The organism is Streptomyces sp. NPDC111606 (assembly GCF_055656945.1).
Genome location: NZ_JBVKBY010000003.1, coordinates 577,936 through 597,645 on the forward strand (window position 1 = coordinate 577,936; position 19,710 = coordinate 597,645).

Below are 19,710 nucleotides of genomic sequence, written 5' to 3' on the forward strand. Positions count from 1 at the left end.
ACCAGACGTCCACAGCCCGACACGCCCACCACCCAAGGGAGTTCCATGCCGACGATCGACATCCTCCTGCCCGGCTTCGCCATCGACACGGACCAGGGCTATCCCGCCTTCTGCGGGGTGTTCCTGGTCCGCGGTCCGGACGCGGCCGGACGGGAGAGGAACATCATCATCGACGCCGCCCACGTCGGCCGCCGCCCCTTCCTCCGGAACGCGCTCGCCCGACACGGCCTCACCGCCGAGGACATCGACACCGTCGTCCTCACCCACGCCCACTGGGACCACGTCCAGAACGTCGACCTGTTCCCGCGGGCCACCCTCGTCCTGCACCCCGACGAACGCCGGTACGCGCACCTCCCGCACGCCAACGACTGGGCCACGCCCGCCTGGACGGGGTTGTTGCTGGAACAGCTCCCCGTCCGCGAGGTCACGGACGGGGAGGAGATCATCCCGGGGGTCGGCGTCATCGGCCTGCCCGGCCACTCGCCCGGCAGCATCGGCGTGATCGTGCAGACCGAGTACGGCCGCGCCGCCATCACCGGTGACGCCCTGCACTTCGCGTACGTCGCCCGCACCAGGCGCAACCCCCTGGTGTTCTGGGACGCCGACCAGGCCGCCCACAGCATCGAGCGGGTCCTGACGGTGTCCGATCTGATCTACCCGGGCCACGACCGGCCGTTCCGGCTCACCGCGGCCGGTGACATCGACTACCTGGAGTCGTTCGAGCTCACCCTGACCGGGCTGCGGCCCGACGACCACGGCCTCGCGTTCGCCGACGCCTCCGCGCGGCCGCTGTGGGTCATGCCCGGCATCCAGGAGCAGCGCACGCTGTACGAGAAGAATGCCGAGGACGTCCGGCGGCGGATCAGCCGGGTGCCCCGGGTGGTGCCCCCGGCTCCGCGAGAAGCCGGGCCAGCGAACGGTTGAGCCGGTCGAAGAACGCGTCGGGCGCCTCGCGCGGGAAGAAGTGGCCGCCGGGGACCGGAGTCAGTCGGAAGCGGTGCACATACCGCCCCCAGGCCCGCACGGCGGCCGGGTCGACGAGCGGGTCGTCGGTGCCGGCGAACGCCTCGACGGTCAGCGGCAGCCGGGCCCGCTCGTCGTCCGGGTCCGGCAGCCCCGCCCGCTGGTGGCTCGCGCAGATCCGCAGATCGTCGCGGAGGATCGGCAGCAGCACCCGCAGCCAGTCCGCCCGCCCCAGGAACCGCGGGTCCAGCCCGCCGAAGTCCACGAGCAGGCGGGCCAGTTCGCCGTCCTCGTACCGGTCGGGCGGCGGCAGCGTCGGCGTACAGTGCGGGGCCGCGTAAGCTCCCAGGAACAGCGCATCCGGACCGCGCCCGCCCGCGCGCAGCCGGGCCGCAGCCAGCGCGAAGGACAGCAGGGCGCCCATGCTGTGGCCGTACGCGGCCCACGGTCCCGCATCGAGACAGGGAGCGAGGTCACGCCCGAGGGCGTCGACCACCTCCCCGGCGTCCTGGTACCGCGGCTCGCGGTAGCGCGCCTCGCGGCCCGGCAGCTGCACCGGCAGGACGTCGACGTCCGACGACACGCGCCGGTCCCAGGAACTGAAGAACGAGGCCCCGCCGCCGGCGTGGTGAAAGCAGAACAGCCGCAGCCGGGCGTCCGGACGGGGCGCCCGGCTCAGGCAGGAGACCGAGGCGCTCGTCGTCATGCGGGGTCTCCGGCCGACGTACGGGCGAGGCGGTGGCGGGCGCGCAGGACGCGGGCGCGGGCCGAGGCGGCCCGGCGTACGGTACCCGCCGTGCCGGTCATGCGCAGCGCCTGCGACAGCAGCCACAGCCGGGTCTCGGCCGCCCGGTCGGGCCGGCCGCCGAGGACGTCGTTCTCCACCAGGCGCAGGTGCGGCACGGTACGCTCCAGCAGCTCGACGTCCGAGGGGGGCGCGATCTCGTCGGCGCGGCTCGCCGCGTAGGCGACCGGCGTGCGCAGCCGGGTGAGCCGCTCCTCGTCCAGCTCCCAGTCGGCCAGGGCGGCCGGAAGCCGGTCCACCGGTGTGCGCATGACGTGGGAGAGGGTCAGGTTCACCAGGCGCGGCAGCGGCGTGTGGTCCGCGGCGCGGACGAAGAAGTCCCGTACCGGAGCCCCGACGGTGGCCAGCCCCCGGATACGGTCGTCCTCCAGGGCCTGGCGCAGCGCGAGATGCCCGCCGAAGCTCAGGCCCACGACGCAGGTGCGGGAGGCGTCGGCGGCGCGGCCGAGCAGGTCGAGGAGGTAAGTGAGCATGCGTGTGCTGTCCGTTCCGTAGGTGAGGGTGTTCTCGCCGACGCCGGGCAGTTCCGTGACCACTACGGCCGCGCCGAGCCGGTCGGCTCCGGCGAGCACCGGGGCCCACTGCTCCTTGGTGCCGGTGATGCCGCCCAGGACGATGATGAGCGGGAGCCTGTTCTGGGTGGACAGGCCGGCGGCCCAGCAGGCGAAGCCTTTCTCCCCGTAGGGCAGGTCGAGCCGGGAGATGCCGCGTACTCGTTTGCGCCAGCGGTCGAAGGCCTCGACGCAGGCGCTCTGCGCCGCCTGCCGGAACGGCCCGTCGACGTAGGGGAAACGGGCCATCGCGTAGCAGCGGACGGCGTCCAGGTCGCGGCCGCGGGCCTCGGCCGCGATGCCGAGCGACGACCACTCGTGCACCCAGGCGTCGGGGCCCTCGTCCCCGACGTCCGTGCTGAGGCTCCGCATCACCCGGTCGATGACATCTGCGGGGATGCCCTGGGCGTGCGCGTGGGGCAGGGCGAACCTCCGCAGCTCCGCGAGAGGAATCATCGGGCCGCTCCTTTCTCTTCCGGGATCCGTTCCGGGGCATCGGGCGTGCCGTCGGTCGCCCGGCTGTTCCCGCGGCCGGTGAGGAAGCGGGCGAGACCGGCCCGCACCTGCCTGCCGAGGCCGGGGGAGAGGAACACGTCGAGCTGGGTGTCGAGGAACAAGGCGTGGAAGTGCAGGCAGGTGTCGGGGGCGTCGGGCGCGGCGTCGGGCCGAGGGGTGGTCACGGGCCGGCCACCACCTCGAACATCTGGCGGAACGTGCGTGCCTGGAGCACGTCGGCCACCGGGACGCGTCGGCCGACGACGTCCTCCACGACGGTCACGAGCCTGAGCAGCAGCACCGAGTCCCAGTCGGGGAAGTCGTCCAGCGGGCGATCGAGGTCGTCGGCCCGGACGTGCAGGCCGAGTTCCTCCTCCAGCAGCAGGCGGAACTCCGCGATGTCGGCGAGGGCGGTGGTCATGTCGGGTCTCCGTCGAACGGCCCGAACGCGGCGTGCAGCCGCAGATGGGCAGGGGCGGGCGCGATATCGGTCAGGTCGTGCCGGAAGAAGACGGCCTCGGGATCGTCCGGGTCGGTGCCGACCGGGGCGAAACCGTGGCTGGCGTAGAAGGAGGCGAAGGCCGCGTTGCGGGGCGAGGGAAGGTAGCGGCCCGTCACCGCGCTCGCTCCGGTGTCGCGGGCGAAGCGCAGCACCGCCGCCACACAGGCGCTCTCGATGCCGCGGGAGAACACCCGGCAGCTCAGGACGAAGTTGTCGATGCGCAGCACCTCTCCCTCACGCCGCAGGAACAGCGCGCCGACCAGACCGTGGTCACCGAACCGGTCACGCGCGCGTACGGCGGGCACGTGGTGCCCCGGGCGGTCCACCTGCGCCGACACCTGGGCCGCCTGCAGACGTTCGGTGGCCAGGTGGAACTGGTTGGTGCGCAGGGTCAGCTGGGACACCCGAGCGATCTCGGACTCGTCCGGCGGCCGCAGGTCGACCTCCAGGCCGAGCCCGTCGAGATAGTCCTCGTAGGAGCCGACGTCCTCACGGAACTCCTGCCGCAGCGTCTCGGTGCGGTAGCGGCCGGCCCGCTCCAGGTCGGCCTCGGTCAGCTCGAACATGTCGAACCAGCCGTCGGCCAGCAGCGCCGCGGGATGCAGCGCGGGCTCCTCGTCGACGCGGACCACGGCGACCTCGGGCAGCTGCTCGCCGACCAGCCCGCACTCGAAGGTGCTGTCGTCGACGAAGACGAAGCTGTCCAGGCCGAGCCCGAGCCTGTCCGCGATGTCGCGGAGATTGTCGTGCTTTGCCTTCCAGTTGGCGTTGACGCGGACGAAGTCGTCCTCGCGCAGCAGCATGCCCGGGTGGGTGCGCAGCGTCGCGCGGACCAGCTCGGCGTCGTTCTTGCTGCTGACCGCGAGCAGTACGCCCTGCGCGCCGAGCTGCTGCACCGTCCGCTGGAACTCCTGGAAGGCCTCACCGCGCAGGCCCGCGCCGAGCTCGATGCCACCGGGCCCGGCCTCGCCGAGCACCCCGCCCCACAGCGTGCCGTCCAGGTCCAGCACCAGGCACTTGCGGGTGCGGCCGAGGCGGGCGCGTACGACGTGGGCGGTCTCCCGGGCATAGGCGGCCAGCAGCGCGTCGGAGAGCCGGGCCCGGGCGTACTGCGCGATGCGCGGTTCGCACGCCGGTACGCCCTCGGCGACCAGCGGGTCGAGGTCCACGGTGACCACGCCCGGGTACTGCTCGGCCAGGGTCAGCAGCCCGCCGTTGAACTCCCGCCACACCGCGCCGAGCCGGGCCCGCGAGCGCAGGTCGACCAGCTGGTGGGTGTAACGGCGGTGCAGCGGCACGGTGTTGAGAACGAGCAGGCCCCGGCCGGCCTGCTGGTGGGTGCGCACGGCGCCGGTCAGGAGCGAGAGCCTGGCCCGTGCGGCGGCCTCCACGTCCTCGGCTCGCCACGGCACCGTGACGTCGTCGAAGACGGTGTGCGCGTCGAGCACGCAGAGTGTGAGTTGTGGCTGGTCCTCGACGGCCGTGGCCGGGCGCATCAGATCCTGGAGGTAGGCGCCGTACGGCGAGACCTTCGCCTCCAGCAGCAGCCCGTGCCGGGCCAGTTCGGAGGTGAGGGGAGCCACCAGCCCAGCCACCGTCGAGTGGCCGGTGACGGTGGCGGTGACCACCGGCACCTCCGCGTGGCGGCACACCTCCTCGGGATCGAGCCGGGCCAGCAGCTGGCCCGCGGCCGGGAGGTCGGCCACCGGCATGCGCGACAGCAGGGACCGTACCGAGCCGTACTCCGCCGGGAGCCTGCCCGCGCGGTGCAGGGCGCGCAGCGCGCTCAACGCCTCGGGGTCGTGCCAGGTGGCCGCCGGGTCGGGTGTGCGGTGCTTCCTGGTCGCGGTCATGAACGCTCCAGTGCGACACCGGACTTGATCCACTTGCTGGACTCGATGGCGACGGCGAGGGCGCGCCCGGGGCCGTCCCACTGCCGCAGCAGCTCCTCCAGCTGGAGGAACGGCAGCGCGTTGCCGTTGTTGCCGACGTGGCGCACCACGTTGACGCGGCGGGCGTTCGGGGCGGGCATGCCGTCGGAGATGCGGTCGCTCATCCGGCCGGACAGCTGCGGGGGCAGCAGGAAGTCCAGCTCGTGCGTGCCCCAGCCCAGGTCCTCCATGAGCTCCCAGAACGTCTGCTGGGCCAGCGCGGGCACCGCCTCCTCGATCGCCTTGTAGTCCTCGAAGACGGCGGTGCGGTCGGTGTGCCGGTCGCCGAGCCCGAACCAGTCGACGACCTGGCCCGGCTCCCGGCCCAGCCCCACCAGCCGGTTGAGCACCTGACGGATCACGACGCGCTGCCCGAGCGCTTCATTGCTGAGCACGGCCGCGCCGGCGCCGTCGCCGAAGAGCACGTAGTTGACCAGCTCGGCCGATGTGCGCGATCCCAGGTCGAAATCCGTCTCCAGGTGCTTGGCGCACACGTCGCCGCCGATCACCAGCACCGTGCCGCAGCGCTCGGCGAGCAGCAGCGTGCGGGCCACGTCGAGGGCCTGCACGGCGCCGGCGCAGCCGGACTGCAGCTGGTAGGTGGGGACGTTGTCGATGCCGAGCCGGTCAGCCACCAGGTTCACCGTGGCCGGCATCAGCTGGTCCGGCGTGGCCGTGCCCATGACGACGCAGTCGATGTCGTACGGCTCCAGACCGGCCTGAGTCAGCGCCCGGTCGGCGGCGGTCGCGGCGATGTCGGCCAGTGTGTGCCGTACCTCTCCGGTCGGGAGGTCGACGGTGAAGTGCCGGGTGGCGTTGCCGATGAACATCTCGGCCCAGGTCTCGTCGACACCGACGAGTTTGGCCAGGGTCGCGTTGTCCACGGGGTCACCGGGCAGACAGGTGCCGACCGAGGCCAGATGGACGGTGGGTGCGGTCATCAGCGGGTTCCTTCCGGGGTTGTGGGTAAAGGAGCCGCGGTGCCCTCGGCGACGTGCCTCTCGCGCAGGAACCCGACGAGGTCACCCACGGTGCGCAGGCCGGCGAGCAGGTCTTCGATCGGGAGAGTGCCCAGTCGTGGGAGCGCGTCCTCGATCCGGGCCTTGAGCTCCATCACCCGGATCGAGTCGAAGCCCAGGTCCTCGTGGAGCCGGTCGTGGTCGTGCACCTGCTCGGGGTCGTGCCCGCCGACCCGGCACACCAGTTGGCGTGTCAGGACGCTGAGAGTGTCCGGCAGGTCAGCCGCCGGGGCCGGCGGGCACGATTCGCCGCGGTCCGCACCCCCACGGACCGCGGTGTCCGCGCCAGGGGGGACGTCAGGCGCGGACAGTTCCGGGAGGCCCGGGGCGGTGCCGGTGCGCCAGGCGCGGAACGAGTCGTCGAACACGTACGGCGGCAGTCGGCGGGGCACCCGGTCGGCCTCGGCGTACAGCACGTCCCACTCCGGCGCGAGCCCGGCGCACCACAGCTCACCGAACAGCTGCTGGGGCCGGTGGTCCGAGGCATGCTCGCCCGGGTGGGCGGCGTGCAGGCGCACCGGGTGACCGGCGTCCGGCTTGAGCCGGGCCAGCAGCGGGGTCAGCACCGCCCGCGGGCCGATCTCCACCACGTGGGTCACGCCTGCGGCCAGCAGAGCGCTCGCGGCATCGGCGAACCGCACCGGCGCGGTGATCTGCCGGGCCCAGTAGTCGGCGTCCATGGTTTCCCCGCCGGTGAGTTGATGGCCGTTCACCGTGGAGAAGAGCGGAATTCGTGGTCCCCGGGCGGGCACGTCCGCGCACTCCCGGCGGAAGTCCTCGACCACGGGTTCCATCAGCGGCGAGTGGAAGGCATGGGAGACGGTGAGCCGCCGGGCGGCCACCCCACGCTTGGCCAACTGCTCTTCCAGTGCGGCCAGTTCACCGAGGTCCCCGGCGACCACCGTGCTGCCCGGTCCGTTGACGGCGGCCAGGCCGAGCCGCCGCCGCCTCACCAGCAGCGACTCGACCTCCGCGGCACCCATGCTCACCGCGAGCATCCCGCCGTCCCCGGGCAGCGCCTCCATCAGCGCTCCGCGCCGGGCGACCAGCCGGGCGGCGTCCGCCACGTCCAGCGCACCGGCCAGGCAGGCGGCGGCGAACTCACCGATGCTGTGCCCGAGGACGTACGACGGCGCGATCCCGGACTCGACGAGGGCGGCGGCCATCGCGTACCCCACGGCGAACAGCGCCGGCTGGGCCGAGCGCGCCCGGTGGACCTCCGGATCGCCGTCGAGGACCAGGTCGCGCACCGACCGTCCGGTGTGCGGGGCGAGTACTTTGTCGATCTCGTCGAAATGCCGTGCGTAGGCGGGGAACGACCGGTACCAGGACGCGGCCATGCGGGGGTGCTGGGCGCCCTGCCCGGTGAAGGCGAACGCCACCGACGCCGCCGCGCGCCGCCCGCCGTCCACCCGGGCGGCCTCCTCGACGTGCTCCGCGGCCTTGCGCAACTCGGCGGCCAGCGTGGGCAGATCGGCGGCGGCGACGGCAGCCCGGTACGGCAGGCGGGACTTGACGCGATTGCTGGTCCAGCACAGCTGCGCCAGCTGGTTCTCCGGGCGGCGTGACAGGGCGTCGGCCTGCGCCAGCAGATTGGCACGCAGCCGTTCGGGGGACCGGGCGGAGACCGTGAACACCCCGGGCGCCCGGTCGCGGCCGCGATGCACCGCTCGGGGGGCGGAGGCGAGCACGGCGTGGGCGTTGCTGCCGCCCATGCCGAAGCTGCTGACCGCGGCGTGCACGGTGCCGGACGGCAGCCTGAGCGGTGCCTTGAGCAGGGAGAGCCGGCGCCCGGGCAGGTCCAGCCTCGGGTTCGCGTCGGCCGCGAACCGGCTGGGCGGCACCGTGCGGTGGTGGAGCGCCAGCACGGTCTTGATCAGCCCGGCGATCCCGGCCGCCCCCTCGGCGTGCCCGAAGTTGCTCTTGACCGAGCCCAGTCCCACGCTGCCGCCGCTGCGGCCGCTGGTCAGCTCGCCGAGCGCTTGCGCCTCGATGAGGTCGCCCAGCAGGGTGCCGGTGCCGTGCGCCTCGACGAACCGGATGTCGTCGGCGGTGACGCCGGCCCGCTGCCAGACGGACTCGATCAGCCGTTGCTGCGCCCAGCGGTTGGGCGCGGTGATGCCGTTGCTGCGCCCGTCCTGGTTGATCCCGGTCTCCTTCAGCACGGCGTACACGGGCTGACGGTCCGTCAGGGCGTCGCTGAGCCTGCGCAGCACCAGCACCGCCACGCCCTCGGCCCGTCCGATGCCGTCGGCCGAGGCGCTGAACGGCTTGCAGCGACCGTCGGGCGCCGAGAGGCCGGCCTGGGTGTAGAAGATGTTGATGACCGGCGTCATGATCAGGTTGGTCCCGGCCGCCAGCGCGTAGTCGCACTCCCCGGAGCGCAGTGAGCCCATCGCGAGGTGGACGGCGTAGAGCGAGGAGGAGCAGGCGGTGTCCACGGCGAGACTGGGGCCCTTGAGGTCGAGGTGGTACGAAACCCGGTTCGCGCCCATGAAGTAGCCATTGCCGGAGCCGTACCGGGCGGTGATCCTGTCGTAGTCGGCGAGCTGGAGATACGCCCACTCGTTGGCCATCACCCCGACGAACACGCCGGTGTCGGTGCCGGCCAGGTCCTGCGGGGCGACGGCTGCGTCCTCGATGGCCCGCCACGAGCACTGCAGCAGCAGCCGCTGCTGCGGGTCCATGGCCGCGGCCTCCCGCGGAGAGATCCCGAAGAAGCCCGGGTCGAACGCGTCGGGGTCCTGGATGAACCCGCCGCGCACGGTGTTGCTGCGGCCCGGCGGCCGGGCTTCGGAGGCGCTCTGCGGCGCGGTCGACGAGGCGGCGTGGTAGCGGTCGGCGTCCCAGCGCTGGCCGGGAACCCGGTCGGTGCCGTCGCGTCCGTCCATGAGGAGCGACCAGTACTCGCGGGCGTCGCGGGCGCCGGGGAAGCGGCAGTCCAGGCCGACGACGGCGATCGGTTCGCGCTCGGTCATGACGGGTCCCCGGAGGCCAGGCGCTCGGCGAGGTGCTCACTGATCGCGTGGACGGTCGGGAAGTCGTAGGTGATGGTGGGGGAGACCGCGAGCCGGACGTGCGCCTCGATCTCGCCGCAGATGCTGATCGCCGCGACCGAGTCGATGCCGTAGTCGGCGAGCGGGGTGTCCGGGTCGATCTCCTCGGAGGCCCGGCGCAGATGGAAGGCCACCCGCTCGGTCAGCCACCCTTCGAGGTCCGGGGCGCCGGGGTGCGGCGACGGCTGGTCCACGGGGGCGGTGCCGACGGGGGTGAGGGACTGGTCGGTGATGCTCATGGCGTGCATCTCTCTTCCGGATCTCAGCTGCTGGAGGACACGGCGGCGGTGGGTTCGGGCGCCGGGTCCGGGGCGGGGAACAGGGCGGCGACCGGTTCCTGGAGGCGCTGGTGCAGCACGGGCAGGGCGCCGTCGAGGAACAACTGCCGCATGAGCGTGCGCTGCGTCTTCCCGCTGGTCGTCTTGCGGATCACCCCGGGGCGGACAAGCACCACGCTCACGCCGGGCAGCTGCAACTGCCGGCTGAGCAGCGCCTGGACGTCGGCTGCGAGGCGGATCAGGTCCGCCTCGCTGCCGCCCGCGCGGGCCGTGAGCTCCTGCACCACGACCACGTGCGAGCGGTCGGACGCCTCGTCGGTGACGGTGAACACCGCGCCGCCGCCGCGCCGGAAGGCCTCCCCGGACTCCTGGACGGCCTGCTCGATGTCCTGCGGGTAGAGATTGCGGCCGTGCTGGATGAGCATCTCCTTGATCCGGCCGGTGACGTAGAGCTCCTCGTGGAGCAGGGCGCCGAGGTCGCCGGTGCGGAAGTAGCCGGCCCGGCCGTCGGCCGTGACCGCCTGGAACGTCTCGGTGGTGAGCTCGCGCCGGTTCCAGTAGCCGGCGGCCACCGAGGGGCCGCGCAGCCAGATCTCGCCGATCCGGCCGCCGGGCAGCGCCTGACGGGTCATCGGGTCCACGATCAGGATCTCGGTGTCCTTCGGCCGGCCGCAGCCCACGAGGGTCCGGGCCGGGCGGTCGCTGCGCACGGGCCGCAGCTCGTCCTGCTCCAACGCGACGGCGTCGACGGTGAGTTCGAGGTGCGGCGCCTCGGTGTCGCCGCCGGAGACCAGCAGGGTGTTCTCGGCCAGGCCGTAGCAGGGCAGCAGGGACTCGGCGCGCAGACCGTTGCCGGCGAAGCGCCGGACGAAGGCGCGCAGGGTGTCGGCGCGCACCGGCTCGGCCCCGTTGAGCGCCACCCGCAGGCTGGACAGGTCCAGCCCCGCCGACTGCTCCTCGGTGACGCGCCGGACGCACAGGTCGTAGCCGAAGTTGGGCGAGGCGGTGCCCTCGACGCGATAGTCGTGGATCATACGGAGCCAGCGGTGTGGCTGCTTGATGAAGGAGACCGGTGACATCTGCACGCTGGTACCGCCCACCCACAGTGGCTGGAGGGTCATCCCTATGAGCCCCATGTCGTGATAGAGCGGCAGCCAGCTGCCCGCCACGACACCCTCCGGGGTCCGCATCGCGGTGCGGATGGCCTCCTCGTTGGCGGCCAGGTTGGCGTGCGTGACCATGACGCCCTTGGGTTCGCTGGTGGAGCCCGAGCTGTACTGGAGGAAGGCCACGTCGGTGTCGCGCACGACGGGCGGTACCCACAGGTCGGGATCGGCTCCGTCCTGGTCGTCCGGGCCGGTCGACAGACACACCACGTCCCGCTCTCCGGCGGCGGCCAGCCAGGCCCCGATGGCCTGCCGGAACTCGGGGAGCGTCAGCACCGCCCCGACCCCGGCGTCCCGCAGGATGCCGCTGACCCGTGCCAGCCGCTCGCCCGGCTCGTCGGGCAGGGGCGCGGGAATCGCGGTACGCCCGGCGTAGAAGCAGCCGAGGAAGGCCGTCACGAAGTCCAGGGTCGGCGGATAGAGCAACAGGACCGGGCGGGAGGGGTCGCCCTTGGACGCGTGGTGCAGCCGGGCGGCGACGAGACGCGCCCGCCGGTCCAGTTCCGCGTAGCCGATCTCTTCGGATCGCATGGCCTGGCCGTCCTCGTGCAGATACACGAACGCGGCACGTTCGGGATGGCGGTCCACGCCGGCGCGTACGGCGTCGGTCAACGTTCGGTGCTGAAGCTGGTGAGCCACAGGCATTCCTTTCGGCGGTCGGTGACCGGTGTGGTGTGGAACGTCCGGGAGGCACCGAGTGCCATCCGGCGTCTCTCAGCCTCGATGCGCCGTGAAAAGCCGGCGTAAAGCGGAAATTGGCGCGCACGTCAAGGGTTTGGGGTTCAGCGGACGACGCCGTCGGGAGCCGGTACAACGGTGTGTGCACGGAGTGGCACATTCAGTCCTGGCACGGGGTGCCGGTCACCGGGTGCCGGTCACGGGGTGACAGAAGGGGTTGTCATGGTCGAACAGGACGCTCTTCCTGTGAGGGGCGAACCCCTCCCCGTCGGTCCGCTGCCCGCGGTGGGTTGGCGTGCGGTCCAGGAGGCCGCGCGGCGGCACGGCTACGCCGTCTGCCACGGCCGGCCGGTGGACTGGGGGCGACATCCCGGCCCCGGCGCGCGCGAACTCCTCGGGCCGGACTGGTCGCGGTACTGCGCGGCACGCGAACCCCGCGTGCGGGCGCGGCTGCTGGGCTCGCGGCTGCTGCTGCGCCACACCGTTGCCGCCGTGGCCGGCGTGGAGCCGGACCGGGTCGTGCTGGGCCGCGACCGCAGTGGGCGGCCCGTCCTCCACGAGCCTCCCGGGCTGGACGTGGCCATCAGCCACACGGCCGGAAAGCTGGTGGTGGGGGCCGCCCGCGGCCGCCTGATCGGAGTGGACGTGGAGGTGTCGGACCGCCCGCTGCTGACGCCAGGACTGGCCGATAGGTTCTGTCATCCGCGGGAGCTGGCGGAGCTCTCCGGGCTGCCGCCGGCCGAGCGGAATCAGAGGCTGGTGCGTCTGTGGACGCTCAAGGAGGCCTATACGAAGGCGCACGGCGTCGGACTGGCGTGGGACTTCGCACGACTGCGCCCTCGCCCCGGACCGCACGGCGACGGCTGGTGGTCCCTTGAGGCGGCGCCGGGTTGGCGACTGCGCTGTGACCGAGTGGCGGGGCGGTTCCTCGTTGCCGCGGCGCTGGGTCCTGACGGTCTGTAACCGCCCTTTCGTCAAGCCGAGTTCCGGTGGATGCACAGCAACCGGCAATCGAGTCACGGATGTTTCGATACACCGTTGACTCGATTGGTTGCCAGGTCTAGCGTCGGCAGTACACGGCACGAGAACGGCACTCAGCTCACGCACCCCCTCTTTACGAGGAGCGGAATCCGTGACTTCTCAGCCTCACCTCAAGCCTGCCGAGCAAATCCCGTCGGCCGCGCACCCGCACAGGTGGCGCGTGCTGGCGGTACTGCTGGTCAGCCTCCTGCTCGTCGTCCTGGACACGTCGATCCTGAACGTGGCCCTGAAGACCCTCGCCGAGCCGGCACCCGTCGGCCTGGGGGCCACGCAGAGCGAGTTGCAGTGGTCGATCGACTCCTACACGCTCGTCTTCGCCGCCCTGCTCTTCACCACCGGTGTGCTCGCCGACCGCTGGGGACGCAAGCGGACGCTGCTGGCCGGGCTCGTCGTCTTCGGTGGCTGTTCCCTGTGGTCCGCCCACGCGGACAGCGCCGGCGAACTCGTCGTCGCCAGGGCAGGGCTGGGCGTCGGCGGCGCGCTCGTGCTGCCCGCCACTCTGGCGATCATCATGGCCGTCTTCCCACCCGCCGAACGGGCCAAGGCCATCGGTGTCTGGGCAGGCGCCGCCGGACTCGCTGTGGCGCTGGGCCCCGTCACCGGTGGCGTGCTGCTGGAGCACTTCTGGTGGGGCTCGGTGTTTCTGATCAACCTGCCCATCGTGCTGATCGGCGCCGTAGCCGCGCTGTTCGTCGTACCCGAGTCCCGCGACCCCGGGCGCGGCGGCCTCGACCCGCTCGGCGTCGCCCTGTCCGTCGCCGGCCTGACCGTCCTGGTGTACGGCGTGATCAAGGGGGGCGAGTCCGGCGACTGGGCGGACACCGCCGTCTGGGTGCCGATGCTCTGCGGCCTCGCCGTCCTGGGCCTGTTCGCCGTCTGGGAACACCACAGTCGGTGCCCCGCGCTGGACCTCGCCCTGTTCACCGACCGTCGCTTCAGCGCCGCCGTGGCCGTCATCGGGCTGGTCTTCTTCAGCCTGCTCGGCGCCACCTTCTTCCTGGTCTTCTACCTCCAGAGCGTGCGCGGCTGGACGCCCCTGGAGGCCGGCCTCCTGCTGCTGCCCCTGGCGGTGGCCCAGCTGACGTTCGCACCGGCCGCGACGCTCGCCGCCAAGCGGATCGGGGACCGGCCGGTGTGCGCCGGCGGGATGCTGCTCACCTCGCTCGGCTTCCTCGCGGTCGCGACCGTCGACGAGCGGACCGAGGTCTGGGTCCTGGAGTCCGTCCTGTTCGCGATGGGCGTCGGCATCGCCTGTGTGATGCCCCCGGCGACCTCTGCCGCCATGTCCGCCGTCGGCCCGGGCCGGTCCGGCACCGGAGCGGCGGTCAGCACCACCTTTCGGCAGGTGGGCGGCGCCCTCGGCGTCGCGGTCCTGGGCTCGGTGCTCTCCGTGGCCTACCGCTCCCGGATCGAGGACCACCTGGCGCTGCTGCCCGCGGCGATCCGCGACCCGGCGGAGGAGTCCGTCGCCGCCACCCTCACCGCCGCGCGGGAACTGGGCCCGGGCGGCGCCGCCATCGAGGACCGCGCGGTCGACGCGTTCGTCTCGGCCATGCACCTCACGTCCCTCGTCGCCGCGGGCGTCACGCTCGTCGGTGCCCTCGCCGCCCTGCTGCTCCTGCCCTCCCGTACAGCCGCCGGCACGCCCGGCGCCGAGGAGGCGACCGCCGAAGAACCCCACACCGCGGAGGTATGAACCCGTATGCCGCCACACCTCGACCGATCGGCAGCCGCCCCGGGACGCACGGCCCGGGGCGGCCGCCAGCGCGATCCCGCCGCCGACCGGGCGATCCTGGACGGCACCCTCGCCCTGCTCAGCGAAGGGTGCAGCTTCGGCGACCTGTCCATGGACCTGGTCGCCCAGCGAGCCGGGGTGGCCCGCGCCACCATCTACCGCCGCTGGCGCAACAAGGAGGAACTGGTGCTCGCCGCGCTGAGCACCCTTGACCTTCCCGTGCCGCCGCTGACCGGACTCAGCCTGCGGGACAAGCTGGTGACCCTCGTGGACCAGCTGCGCCACCGTGGCCAGGACACCCCGCTGCACCGGCTGATCGGCAGCCTGCTCGGTGAGGCGGTGCGCCGCCCGCAACTGGTGGAGCGATTCGAACAGACCGTCACCGCCGCCCGGCGTGAGGCCCTGCTGGCGACGCTGCGCGACGGCGTCGACAGCGGTGAGCTGCTCGCCGACCTCGATCTGGAGGATGCGGTCGAGATCCTGACCGGACCGATGGCCGCCCGGCTGATCCTGCGTCAACGCACCGTGGAATCGAGTGCGTTCGCCGAGACGATCGTCGACACGTTCCTGAACGGAACCCGCACGACCTGTGCCGGAGCGGGACCCGGTACAGCACCGGAGCACTCCCCACCACCACAGGAGCCGCAGCCATGAAATTCCTCTTCGACGACCCCGCCTTCGACTACCAGGCGCTGCGCACCGCCGGTTACGCCGATTACGGCGGTGCGCAGCTGGGCGAGGTCGTCGCGGTCGCCTCGCGCATCCCGAACGGCGACACCGAAGCCTGGCGGCACCAATGGGCCTCCCTCGCCGAACGGGCCCACCGGCTGGGCGCCGCCGCACTGGGCGAGGGCCGCCGCGACGACGCGCGCGCCGCACTGCTGCGGGCACACAACTACTACCGGACCGCCGAGTTCTTCCAGCGCGACAACGCACGGGACCTGGAGGCCCTGCGGCTGATGCGGCTGTCCCGGGAGACCTTCGCCGACGCCGCCCAACTCATGGACCGGCCACCGGAGTTCGTGCGCATCCCCTATGAGGACACCTCGCTGCCCGGCTACCTGTACCGGGCGGATGACTCCGACGAGCCGCGGCCGATGGTCATCCATCACGGCGGCCTCGACTCCACCCTCGAGGAGGGCTACTTCTTCGTGGCGGCCGCGGCAATCGCCCACGGCTACGACTGTCTGTGCTTCGAAGGGCCGGGCCAGGGCTCGGTCCTTCGCGACCAAGGGCTGGCCTTCAGGGCCGACTGGGAGAACGTGGTCACGCCGGTCGTGAACCACGCGCTGTCCCTGCCGGGTGTGGACCCCGACCGCCTGGTCCTGGTCGGGACCAGCCTCGGCGGCCTGCTCGCCGTGCGCGCCGCCGCGTTCGAGCACCGGCTGGCCGGCTGCGTCGCCCACGACGCCGTCTGGCAGCTGGGTGATGTCGTGGCGCTGCCGCCGTTCGTGCTGGAGTGGGTCGAGCAGGGGCACGACGACTTCGCCAACCCGGTGATGTGGGGAATTGCCGCGCAGCAGACCTTCACCCGCTGGATGCTGCGGCAAGCCCTGTGGACCTTCGACGCCGAGACCCCGGCCCAACTGCTGCGCCGGTTACCGGCGTTCGCCCTGTCCGACGTGATCGGCCAGGTGCGTTGTCCCGTGCTCGTCCTCGACGCGGAGGAGGACCTGTTCTTCACCGGGCTGGAGCACGCGAAGAAGGTGTACACGGGGCTGAACTCGCCCAAGACGCTGCACGTCTTCACGGCTGACGAGGGCGGCGGGGCGCACTGCCACTCCGGTGCCATGCGCCTGTTCCACGACCGGCTCTTCTCCTGGCTGCTGGAGACTCTCGGGGCGGACCGGCCGGCGGCGATCTGACCGGCGGCGGCCGGTCCGCGGCACATCCAGCTCGAAACAGCCCGGCCCGCTCCCCGCGGGCCGGGCTGCTCGGCTCAGAGCCGTCCGGCGGTTCGTGGGAGGCGGCCGATTTCTTTCCGGCTGCATGTCGTCGGACCGCCGAATTTCATTCTCCTTAATGGCCGTGTAACGAGCGAGACTGGTACCGAAGAACAACCTCGCATATGCTGCACGCCATAGCGACGAAATCGCTGATCATTGTGCCGCCCCCAGACCAGGGGCGGACGGGGGATCCGAAGATTAGTTGAATGCGTTCCACGCATTCGGGGGGTTTGTCGTGTCCCTGTCCCCTTTAGTGCCTGACCACACTCTGCACTATGCGCTGCTGGGGCGGCTGCGGGTGTCCCGCGGCGGCGCCGATCTCACACCCGAGCCGCCCAAGCTCGCCAAACTCCTCGCCCTTCTGCTGGTCAGGGCGGGTGAGACGGTGCCGGGGGAAAAGCTGATGGCGGAACTGTGGGAGCGGGAGCCGCCGCGCTGCGCGTCTACCAGCCTGCGCGTGTACGTCTCACAGCTGCGGAAATTGCTGAATGGCGATCAGCAAGCATCCCCGATCGTCACGACCCCGCCCGGGTACATTCTTGATCTGAGCGGCGCGGTGACCGATTCTCATGAATTCGAAACGCTCTACAGTCGTGGCCGGGAACGGTACTTGGCGGCCGATTTCCAGCACGCATCCGAGCTCCTGCACAGGGCACTGTCCCTGTGGCGAGGACCTGTTCTGGAGGGTATTCCAGGGTCGCTGGACATAGAATCGTTCGCGGCCGTGCAGGAGGAGAAGCGGCTGAACTGCACCGAGCTGAGCATCGATTCCTCGCTGGCACTCGACCGGCATCATGAGGTGTGCGAGCAGCTGAAGGGCCTGCTCGTGCAGCACCCCATGCGGGAGCCCTTCTACCGTCAGCTGATGGTCGCCCTGTACCGGGCGGGCCGCCAGGGAGACGCGCTGCAGGTGTACCGCCGCGCGCGCAGGGTGCTCAAGGAGGAACTCGGGGTCGAGCCCGGGCCGGCACTGAGGCTCGCCCAGGAGGCCATCCTGCGGGCGGACCCGGAGCGGCTCGAGGCCTCCGGGATGACCTCGTCCGTCCACTGACCGTCAGGGCCCCGACCGGCCCTGACGTCCTCCCACCCGGTCGGGCCCCGCACGGCGTCTTCTTATCCGGCGTTTGCGCTCCCTTAACCGCTCGCCCATAGCGTGCGGTCGATCCCGCATGAGCGGGAGAGCTGAGCTGTCGTGCTCGTTCGTGCGCGAGCGGGCACCGGCCACGGTGCCGTGACCGTGGTCCCGGCCGATGCCGCTTACGGAGGGCCGTTGCCCGCTCGACCTGCCCCGTCCGGCACCGTTCCCGCACACGGGAGGAAGAGCCGTGGCCGGTCCGACAGCCGTCCTCCTCACACTGCGCCTGATCGGGCTCACCGCCGGCCCGGCGGCGCCCCTGCGCACGGCGACACCCCAGGGCGGCTGAACACTGCGAGCACGGTGGGATCCCCGCGGTTCGGGCGTCAACCTACTGTCGTGCACGGCCGCGGCTCGAACCCCGCCGCCCGGTAGGCCTCGTCGATCAGCGACATCGTCGCCAGCGCGTCGTCCGCGTCCAGCGCCAGCGGGGCGTCCCGGCGTATGTGCGCGGCGAGCGCCTCCAGTTGGTAGGTGTACGACGAGCGTGTGCCCAGCCGCTCCGTCCGCTCGCCCTGCGCCGTACGCACCACGACCCGGTCGTCGCGGTGCGGCAGCACGAAGTTCGGCGCGAACGCCTCGCCCCGCGAGCCGACGATCCGGCAGCTCATCTCCAGCTCGCCGTACGCCATGTGACAGCGCGCGGACGCCGTCGCCCCGCCGGGGAACTCCAGCTCGGCGTCCAGCCACTCGTCGACGCCCGGAGCCCCGGCCCGCTCCCCGCCCCGCGCGGAGGTGAGGCGCGGCGCACCGCCGCCCCAGGGCGCGAGCATCCGCACCGCGTGCAGGCTGTAGCAGCCGAGGTCCATCACGGCGCCGCCCGCTAGAGGCAGCGACCAGCGCGGGTCCAGGTCGCCGGGGGCCGGGATCGCGACGAGCGTCTCCACCCGCTGCAACTCGCCCAGTTCACCGCTCTCCACGATCTCGTGCAGGCGCCGGGTGACCGGGTGGAAGAGGTAGTGGAACGCCTCCATGAAGACGCTTCCGGACTTCGCGACCGCCTCCCCCACCTCGGCCGCCTCCTCGGCGTTGCTCGCCGACGGCTTCTCCGTCAGGACGTGCTTGCCGGCCGCGAGCGCGGCGAGGTTCCAGGGCCCGTGCAGGCCGTTGGCGAGCGGGTTGTAGACGACCTCGACCTCGGGGTCGGCGAGCAGGTCGGCGTAGGAGTCCACCACCCGCTCCACGTCGTGCTCGTCGGCGAACGCCGCGGCGCGGGCCCGGTCGCGCGCGGCCACCGCCACGAGGCGGTGGCCGGTCGTCCGGGCCGGGCCGACGAGGGAGAGCTCGGTGATGCGTGCCGCGCCCAGTACCCCGATGCGCAGCGGTTCCCGGCCCGAATCGTTCATCCCTGCCGTACCTCCTCGATCGTCACCGGACGGTGCTCGTGCAGCGACAGTGTGCAGGCGTCGGCGATCCAGCCCGCCTCCAGGGCGTCCTCGATCGTGCACGGTGAGGGCCGGGTACCCGCGACGACCTCGGTGAACGCGGTGAGTTCGGCGCGGTAGGCGGCGGTGAAGCGGTCCATGAAGAAGTCGTGCGGGGTGCCCGCCGGGAAGGTCACGCCCGGCTCGACCGAGCGCAGCGGCAGCTTGTCCTCCAGGCCGACCGCGATGGAGTCCGTGAAGCCGTGGATCTCCATACGGACGTCGTGACCGCGGGCGTTGTGGCGGGAGTTGGAGACGACCGCGATCGTGCCGTCGTCCAGGGTGAGGATCGCGCCGGTGGTGTCGGCGTCGCCCGCCTCCTTGATGTAGTCGGCGCCCCTGTTGCCGCCGACGGCGTACACCTCGGTCACCTCGCGGCCGGTCACCCAGCGGATGATGTCGAAGTCGTGCACCGAGCAGTCCCGGAAGATGCCACCGGAGGCGGCGATGTACGCGGCGGGCGGCGGCGCCGGGTCCAGGGTGGTCGAGCGGACCGTGTGCAGCTTCCCGAGCTCGCCGCTCTGCACGGCGGCGCGGGCGTTGACGAAGCCGGTGTCGAAGCGGCGGTTGTAGCCGATCTGGATCGGCACGTCCTTGCCCTGGACTGCCTTCAGTACCTCGACGCCCTCGGCCATGGTCCTGGCGACGGGCTTCTCGCAGAAGACGGGGATGCCGGCCTCGACGCCGGCCAGGATCAGCGCGGGGTGGGCGTCCGTCGCCGCCGCGACGACGATGCCGTCCACGCCGGCGGCCAGCAGGGCCTCGGGCGAGTCCACGACCTCGGCGCCGAACCGCTCCGCGGCGGCCTTGGCGGCGTCCGCGAACGGGTCGGTGACGACGAGGGAATCGACCGCGTCGAGTCCGGAGAGGGTCTCGGCGTGGAAGGCGCCGATGCGGCCGAGGCCGAGGATTCCGATACGCATGAGCTCTGCTGCTTTCTTGGTGTGTGGTTGCTGTTCGTTGCCGGGGCTCCGCCCCGGGCCCC

At 72.1% G+C, this 19,710-nt stretch carries 17 protein-coding genes; 6 read left to right on the forward strand and 11 right to left on the reverse strand.

What is annotated here, in order from left to right:
* Positions 1–45: 45 nt before the first annotated feature.
* The gene (locus ACZ7M7_RS14375) at positions 46–924 is read left to right on the forward strand and encodes an MBL fold metallo-hydrolase (protein ID WP_472116188.1); all 879 of its coding nucleotides are present in this window, start codon (positions 46–48) and stop codon (positions 922–924) included.
* On the opposite strand, the gene ACZ7M7_RS14380 is transcribed toward ACZ7M7_RS14375, so the two are convergent.
* The 9 genes from ACZ7M7_RS14380 to ACZ7M7_RS14420 are packed head-to-tail and all read right to left on the reverse strand — an operon-like array spanning position 863 to position 11,405.
* Complete coding sequence (locus ACZ7M7_RS14380; protein WP_472116191.1) at positions 863–1,669, reverse strand: thioesterase II family protein; 807 nt, start codon at positions 1,667–1,669, stop codon at positions 863–865. The two genes, ACZ7M7_RS14375 and ACZ7M7_RS14380, sit on opposite strands and share 62 nt — an antisense overlap.
* Complete coding sequence (locus ACZ7M7_RS14385) at positions 1,666–2,775, reverse strand: alpha/beta fold hydrolase (RefSeq protein WP_472116194.1); 1,110 nt, start codon at positions 2,773–2,775, stop codon at positions 1,666–1,668. The genes ACZ7M7_RS14380 and ACZ7M7_RS14385 overlap by 4 nt, the downstream gene beginning before the upstream one ends.
* On the reverse strand, positions 2,772–2,999 hold the full coding sequence (locus tag ACZ7M7_RS14390; protein WP_383600213.1) for a hypothetical protein: 228 nt from the start codon (positions 2,997–2,999) through the stop codon (positions 2,772–2,774). Before ACZ7M7_RS14390 ends, ACZ7M7_RS14385 begins: the two co-directional genes overlap by 4 nt.
* Entirely contained in the window at positions 2,996–3,235 is a 240-nt protein-coding gene (locus tag ACZ7M7_RS14395) for a phosphopantetheine-binding protein (RefSeq protein WP_369274833.1), read from the reverse strand. Before ACZ7M7_RS14395 ends, ACZ7M7_RS14390 begins: the two co-directional genes overlap by 4 nt.
* Complete coding sequence (locus ACZ7M7_RS14400) at positions 3,232–5,169, reverse strand: HAD-IIIC family phosphatase (RefSeq protein ID WP_472116197.1); 1,938 nt, start codon at positions 5,167–5,169, stop codon at positions 3,232–3,234. Before ACZ7M7_RS14400 ends, ACZ7M7_RS14395 begins: the two co-directional genes overlap by 4 nt.
* Entirely contained in the window at positions 5,166–6,188 is a 1,023-nt protein-coding gene (locus ACZ7M7_RS14405) for a 3-oxoacyl-ACP synthase III family protein (RefSeq protein WP_383600206.1), read from the reverse strand. Before ACZ7M7_RS14405 ends, ACZ7M7_RS14400 begins: the two co-directional genes overlap by 4 nt.
* The gene (locus tag ACZ7M7_RS14410; RefSeq protein WP_472116200.1) at positions 6,188–9,244 is read right to left on the reverse strand and encodes a type I polyketide synthase; all 3,057 of its coding nucleotides are present in this window, start codon (positions 9,242–9,244) and stop codon (positions 6,188–6,190) included. The genes ACZ7M7_RS14405 and ACZ7M7_RS14410 overlap by 1 nt, the downstream gene beginning before the upstream one ends.
* Entirely contained in the window at positions 9,241–9,561 is a 321-nt protein-coding gene (locus tag ACZ7M7_RS14415) for an acyl carrier protein (protein WP_383600198.1), read from the reverse strand. Before ACZ7M7_RS14415 ends, ACZ7M7_RS14410 begins: the two co-directional genes overlap by 4 nt.
* Before the next feature lie 23 nt (positions 9,562–9,584).
* Positions 9,585–11,405, reverse strand: a complete 1,821-nt coding sequence (locus ACZ7M7_RS14420; RefSeq protein WP_472116202.1) for a fatty acyl-AMP ligase — start codon at positions 11,403–11,405, stop codon at positions 9,585–9,587.
* Positions 11,406–11,666: 261 nt separating this feature from the next.
* On the opposite strand from ACZ7M7_RS14420, the gene ACZ7M7_RS14425 reads away from it, so the two are divergent.
* From ACZ7M7_RS14425 to ACZ7M7_RS14445, 5 genes are all read left to right on the forward strand, one after another.
* Complete coding sequence (locus ACZ7M7_RS14425) at positions 11,667–12,407, forward strand: 4'-phosphopantetheinyl transferase family protein (protein WP_472116205.1); 741 nt, start codon at positions 11,667–11,669, stop codon at positions 12,405–12,407.
* 169 nt (positions 12,408–12,576) lie between these two features.
* Positions 12,577–14,181: a DHA2 family efflux MFS transporter permease subunit gene (locus tag ACZ7M7_RS14430; RefSeq protein WP_472116208.1), complete on the forward strand. Its 1,605-nt coding sequence runs from the start codon at positions 12,577–12,579 to the stop codon at positions 14,179–14,181.
* A 6-nt stretch (positions 14,182–14,187) separates the two neighbouring features.
* A complete protein-coding gene (locus ACZ7M7_RS14435) occupies positions 14,188–14,874 on the forward strand; it encodes a TetR/AcrR family transcriptional regulator (RefSeq protein WP_427844104.1) in 687 nt (228 codons plus the stop codon).
* Positions 14,871–16,085 carry an alpha/beta hydrolase family protein gene (locus ACZ7M7_RS14440; RefSeq protein ID WP_472116211.1) on the forward strand — a complete coding sequence of 405 codons (1,215 nt, stop codon included), beginning with the start codon at positions 14,871–14,873 and terminating at the stop codon, positions 16,083–16,085. The genes ACZ7M7_RS14435 and ACZ7M7_RS14440 overlap by 4 nt, the downstream gene beginning before the upstream one ends.
* Before the next feature lie 316 nt (positions 16,086–16,401).
* A complete protein-coding gene (locus tag ACZ7M7_RS14445) occupies positions 16,402–17,217 on the forward strand; it encodes an AfsR/SARP family transcriptional regulator (RefSeq protein WP_472116214.1) in 816 nt (271 codons plus the stop codon).
* A 410-nt stretch (positions 17,218–17,627) separates the two neighbouring features.
* Here ACZ7M7_RS14445 and ACZ7M7_RS14450 read toward each other — a convergent pair whose 3' ends face one another.
* Both ACZ7M7_RS14450 and ACZ7M7_RS14455 read right to left on the reverse strand, forming a co-directional pair.
* Positions 17,628–18,647 (reverse strand): Gfo/Idh/MocA family protein, encoded by a 1,020-nt coding sequence (locus ACZ7M7_RS14450; RefSeq protein WP_472116217.1) that lies wholly within the window; start codon positions 18,645–18,647, stop codon positions 17,628–17,630.
* On the reverse strand, positions 18,644–19,648 hold the full coding sequence (locus ACZ7M7_RS14455; RefSeq protein ID WP_472116220.1) for a Gfo/Idh/MocA family protein: 1,005 nt from the start codon (positions 19,646–19,648) through the stop codon (positions 18,644–18,646). The genes ACZ7M7_RS14450 and ACZ7M7_RS14455 overlap by 4 nt, the downstream gene beginning before the upstream one ends.
* Positions 19,649–19,710: the final 62 nt, after the last annotated feature.

Bases quoted from the DNA above. Each gene is read 5' to 3' on its own strand.
- ACZ7M7_RS14450 (WP_472116217.1), bottom strand. From the start codon at position 18,647: ATGAACGATTCGGGCCGGGAACCGCTGCGCATCGGGGTACTGGGCGCG.
- ACZ7M7_RS14395 (WP_369274833.1), bottom strand. From the start codon at position 3,235: ATGACCACCGCCCTCGCCGACATCGCGGAGTTCCGCCTGCTGCTGGAG.
- ACZ7M7_RS14405 (WP_383600206.1), bottom strand. From the start codon at position 6,188: ATGACCGCACCCACCGTCCATCTGGCCTCGGTCGGCACCTGTCTGCCC.
- ACZ7M7_RS14385 (WP_472116194.1), bottom strand. From the start codon at position 2,775: ATGATTCCTCTCGCGGAGCTGCGGAGGTTCGCCCTGCCCCACGCGCAC.
- ACZ7M7_RS14380 (WP_472116191.1), bottom strand. From the start codon at position 1,669: ATGACGACGAGCGCCTCGGTCTCCTGCCTGAGCCGGGCGCCCCGTCCG.
- ACZ7M7_RS14400 (WP_472116197.1), bottom strand. From the start codon at position 5,169: ATGACCGCGACCAGGAAGCACCGCACACCCGACCCGGCGGCCACCTGG.
- ACZ7M7_RS14440 (WP_472116211.1), top strand. From the start codon at position 14,871: ATGAAATTCCTCTTCGACGACCCCGCCTTCGACTACCAGGCGCTGCGC.
- ACZ7M7_RS14415 (WP_383600198.1), bottom strand. From the start codon at position 9,561: ATGAGCATCACCGACCAGTCCCTCACCCCCGTCGGCACCGCCCCCGTG.
- ACZ7M7_RS14425 (WP_472116205.1), top strand. From the start codon at position 11,667: ATGGTCGAACAGGACGCTCTTCCTGTGAGGGGCGAACCCCTCCCCGTC.
- ACZ7M7_RS14435 (WP_427844104.1), top strand. From the start codon at position 14,188: ATGCCGCCACACCTCGACCGATCGGCAGCCGCCCCGGGACGCACGGCC.
- ACZ7M7_RS14375 (WP_472116188.1), top strand. From the start codon at position 46: ATGCCGACGATCGACATCCTCCTGCCCGGCTTCGCCATCGACACGGAC.
- ACZ7M7_RS14410 (WP_472116200.1), bottom strand. From the start codon at position 9,244: ATGACCGAGCGCGAACCGATCGCCGTCGTCGGCCTGGACTGCCGCTTC.
- ACZ7M7_RS14455 (WP_472116220.1), bottom strand. From the start codon at position 19,648: ATGCGTATCGGAATCCTCGGCCTCGGCCGCATCGGCGCCTTCCACGCC.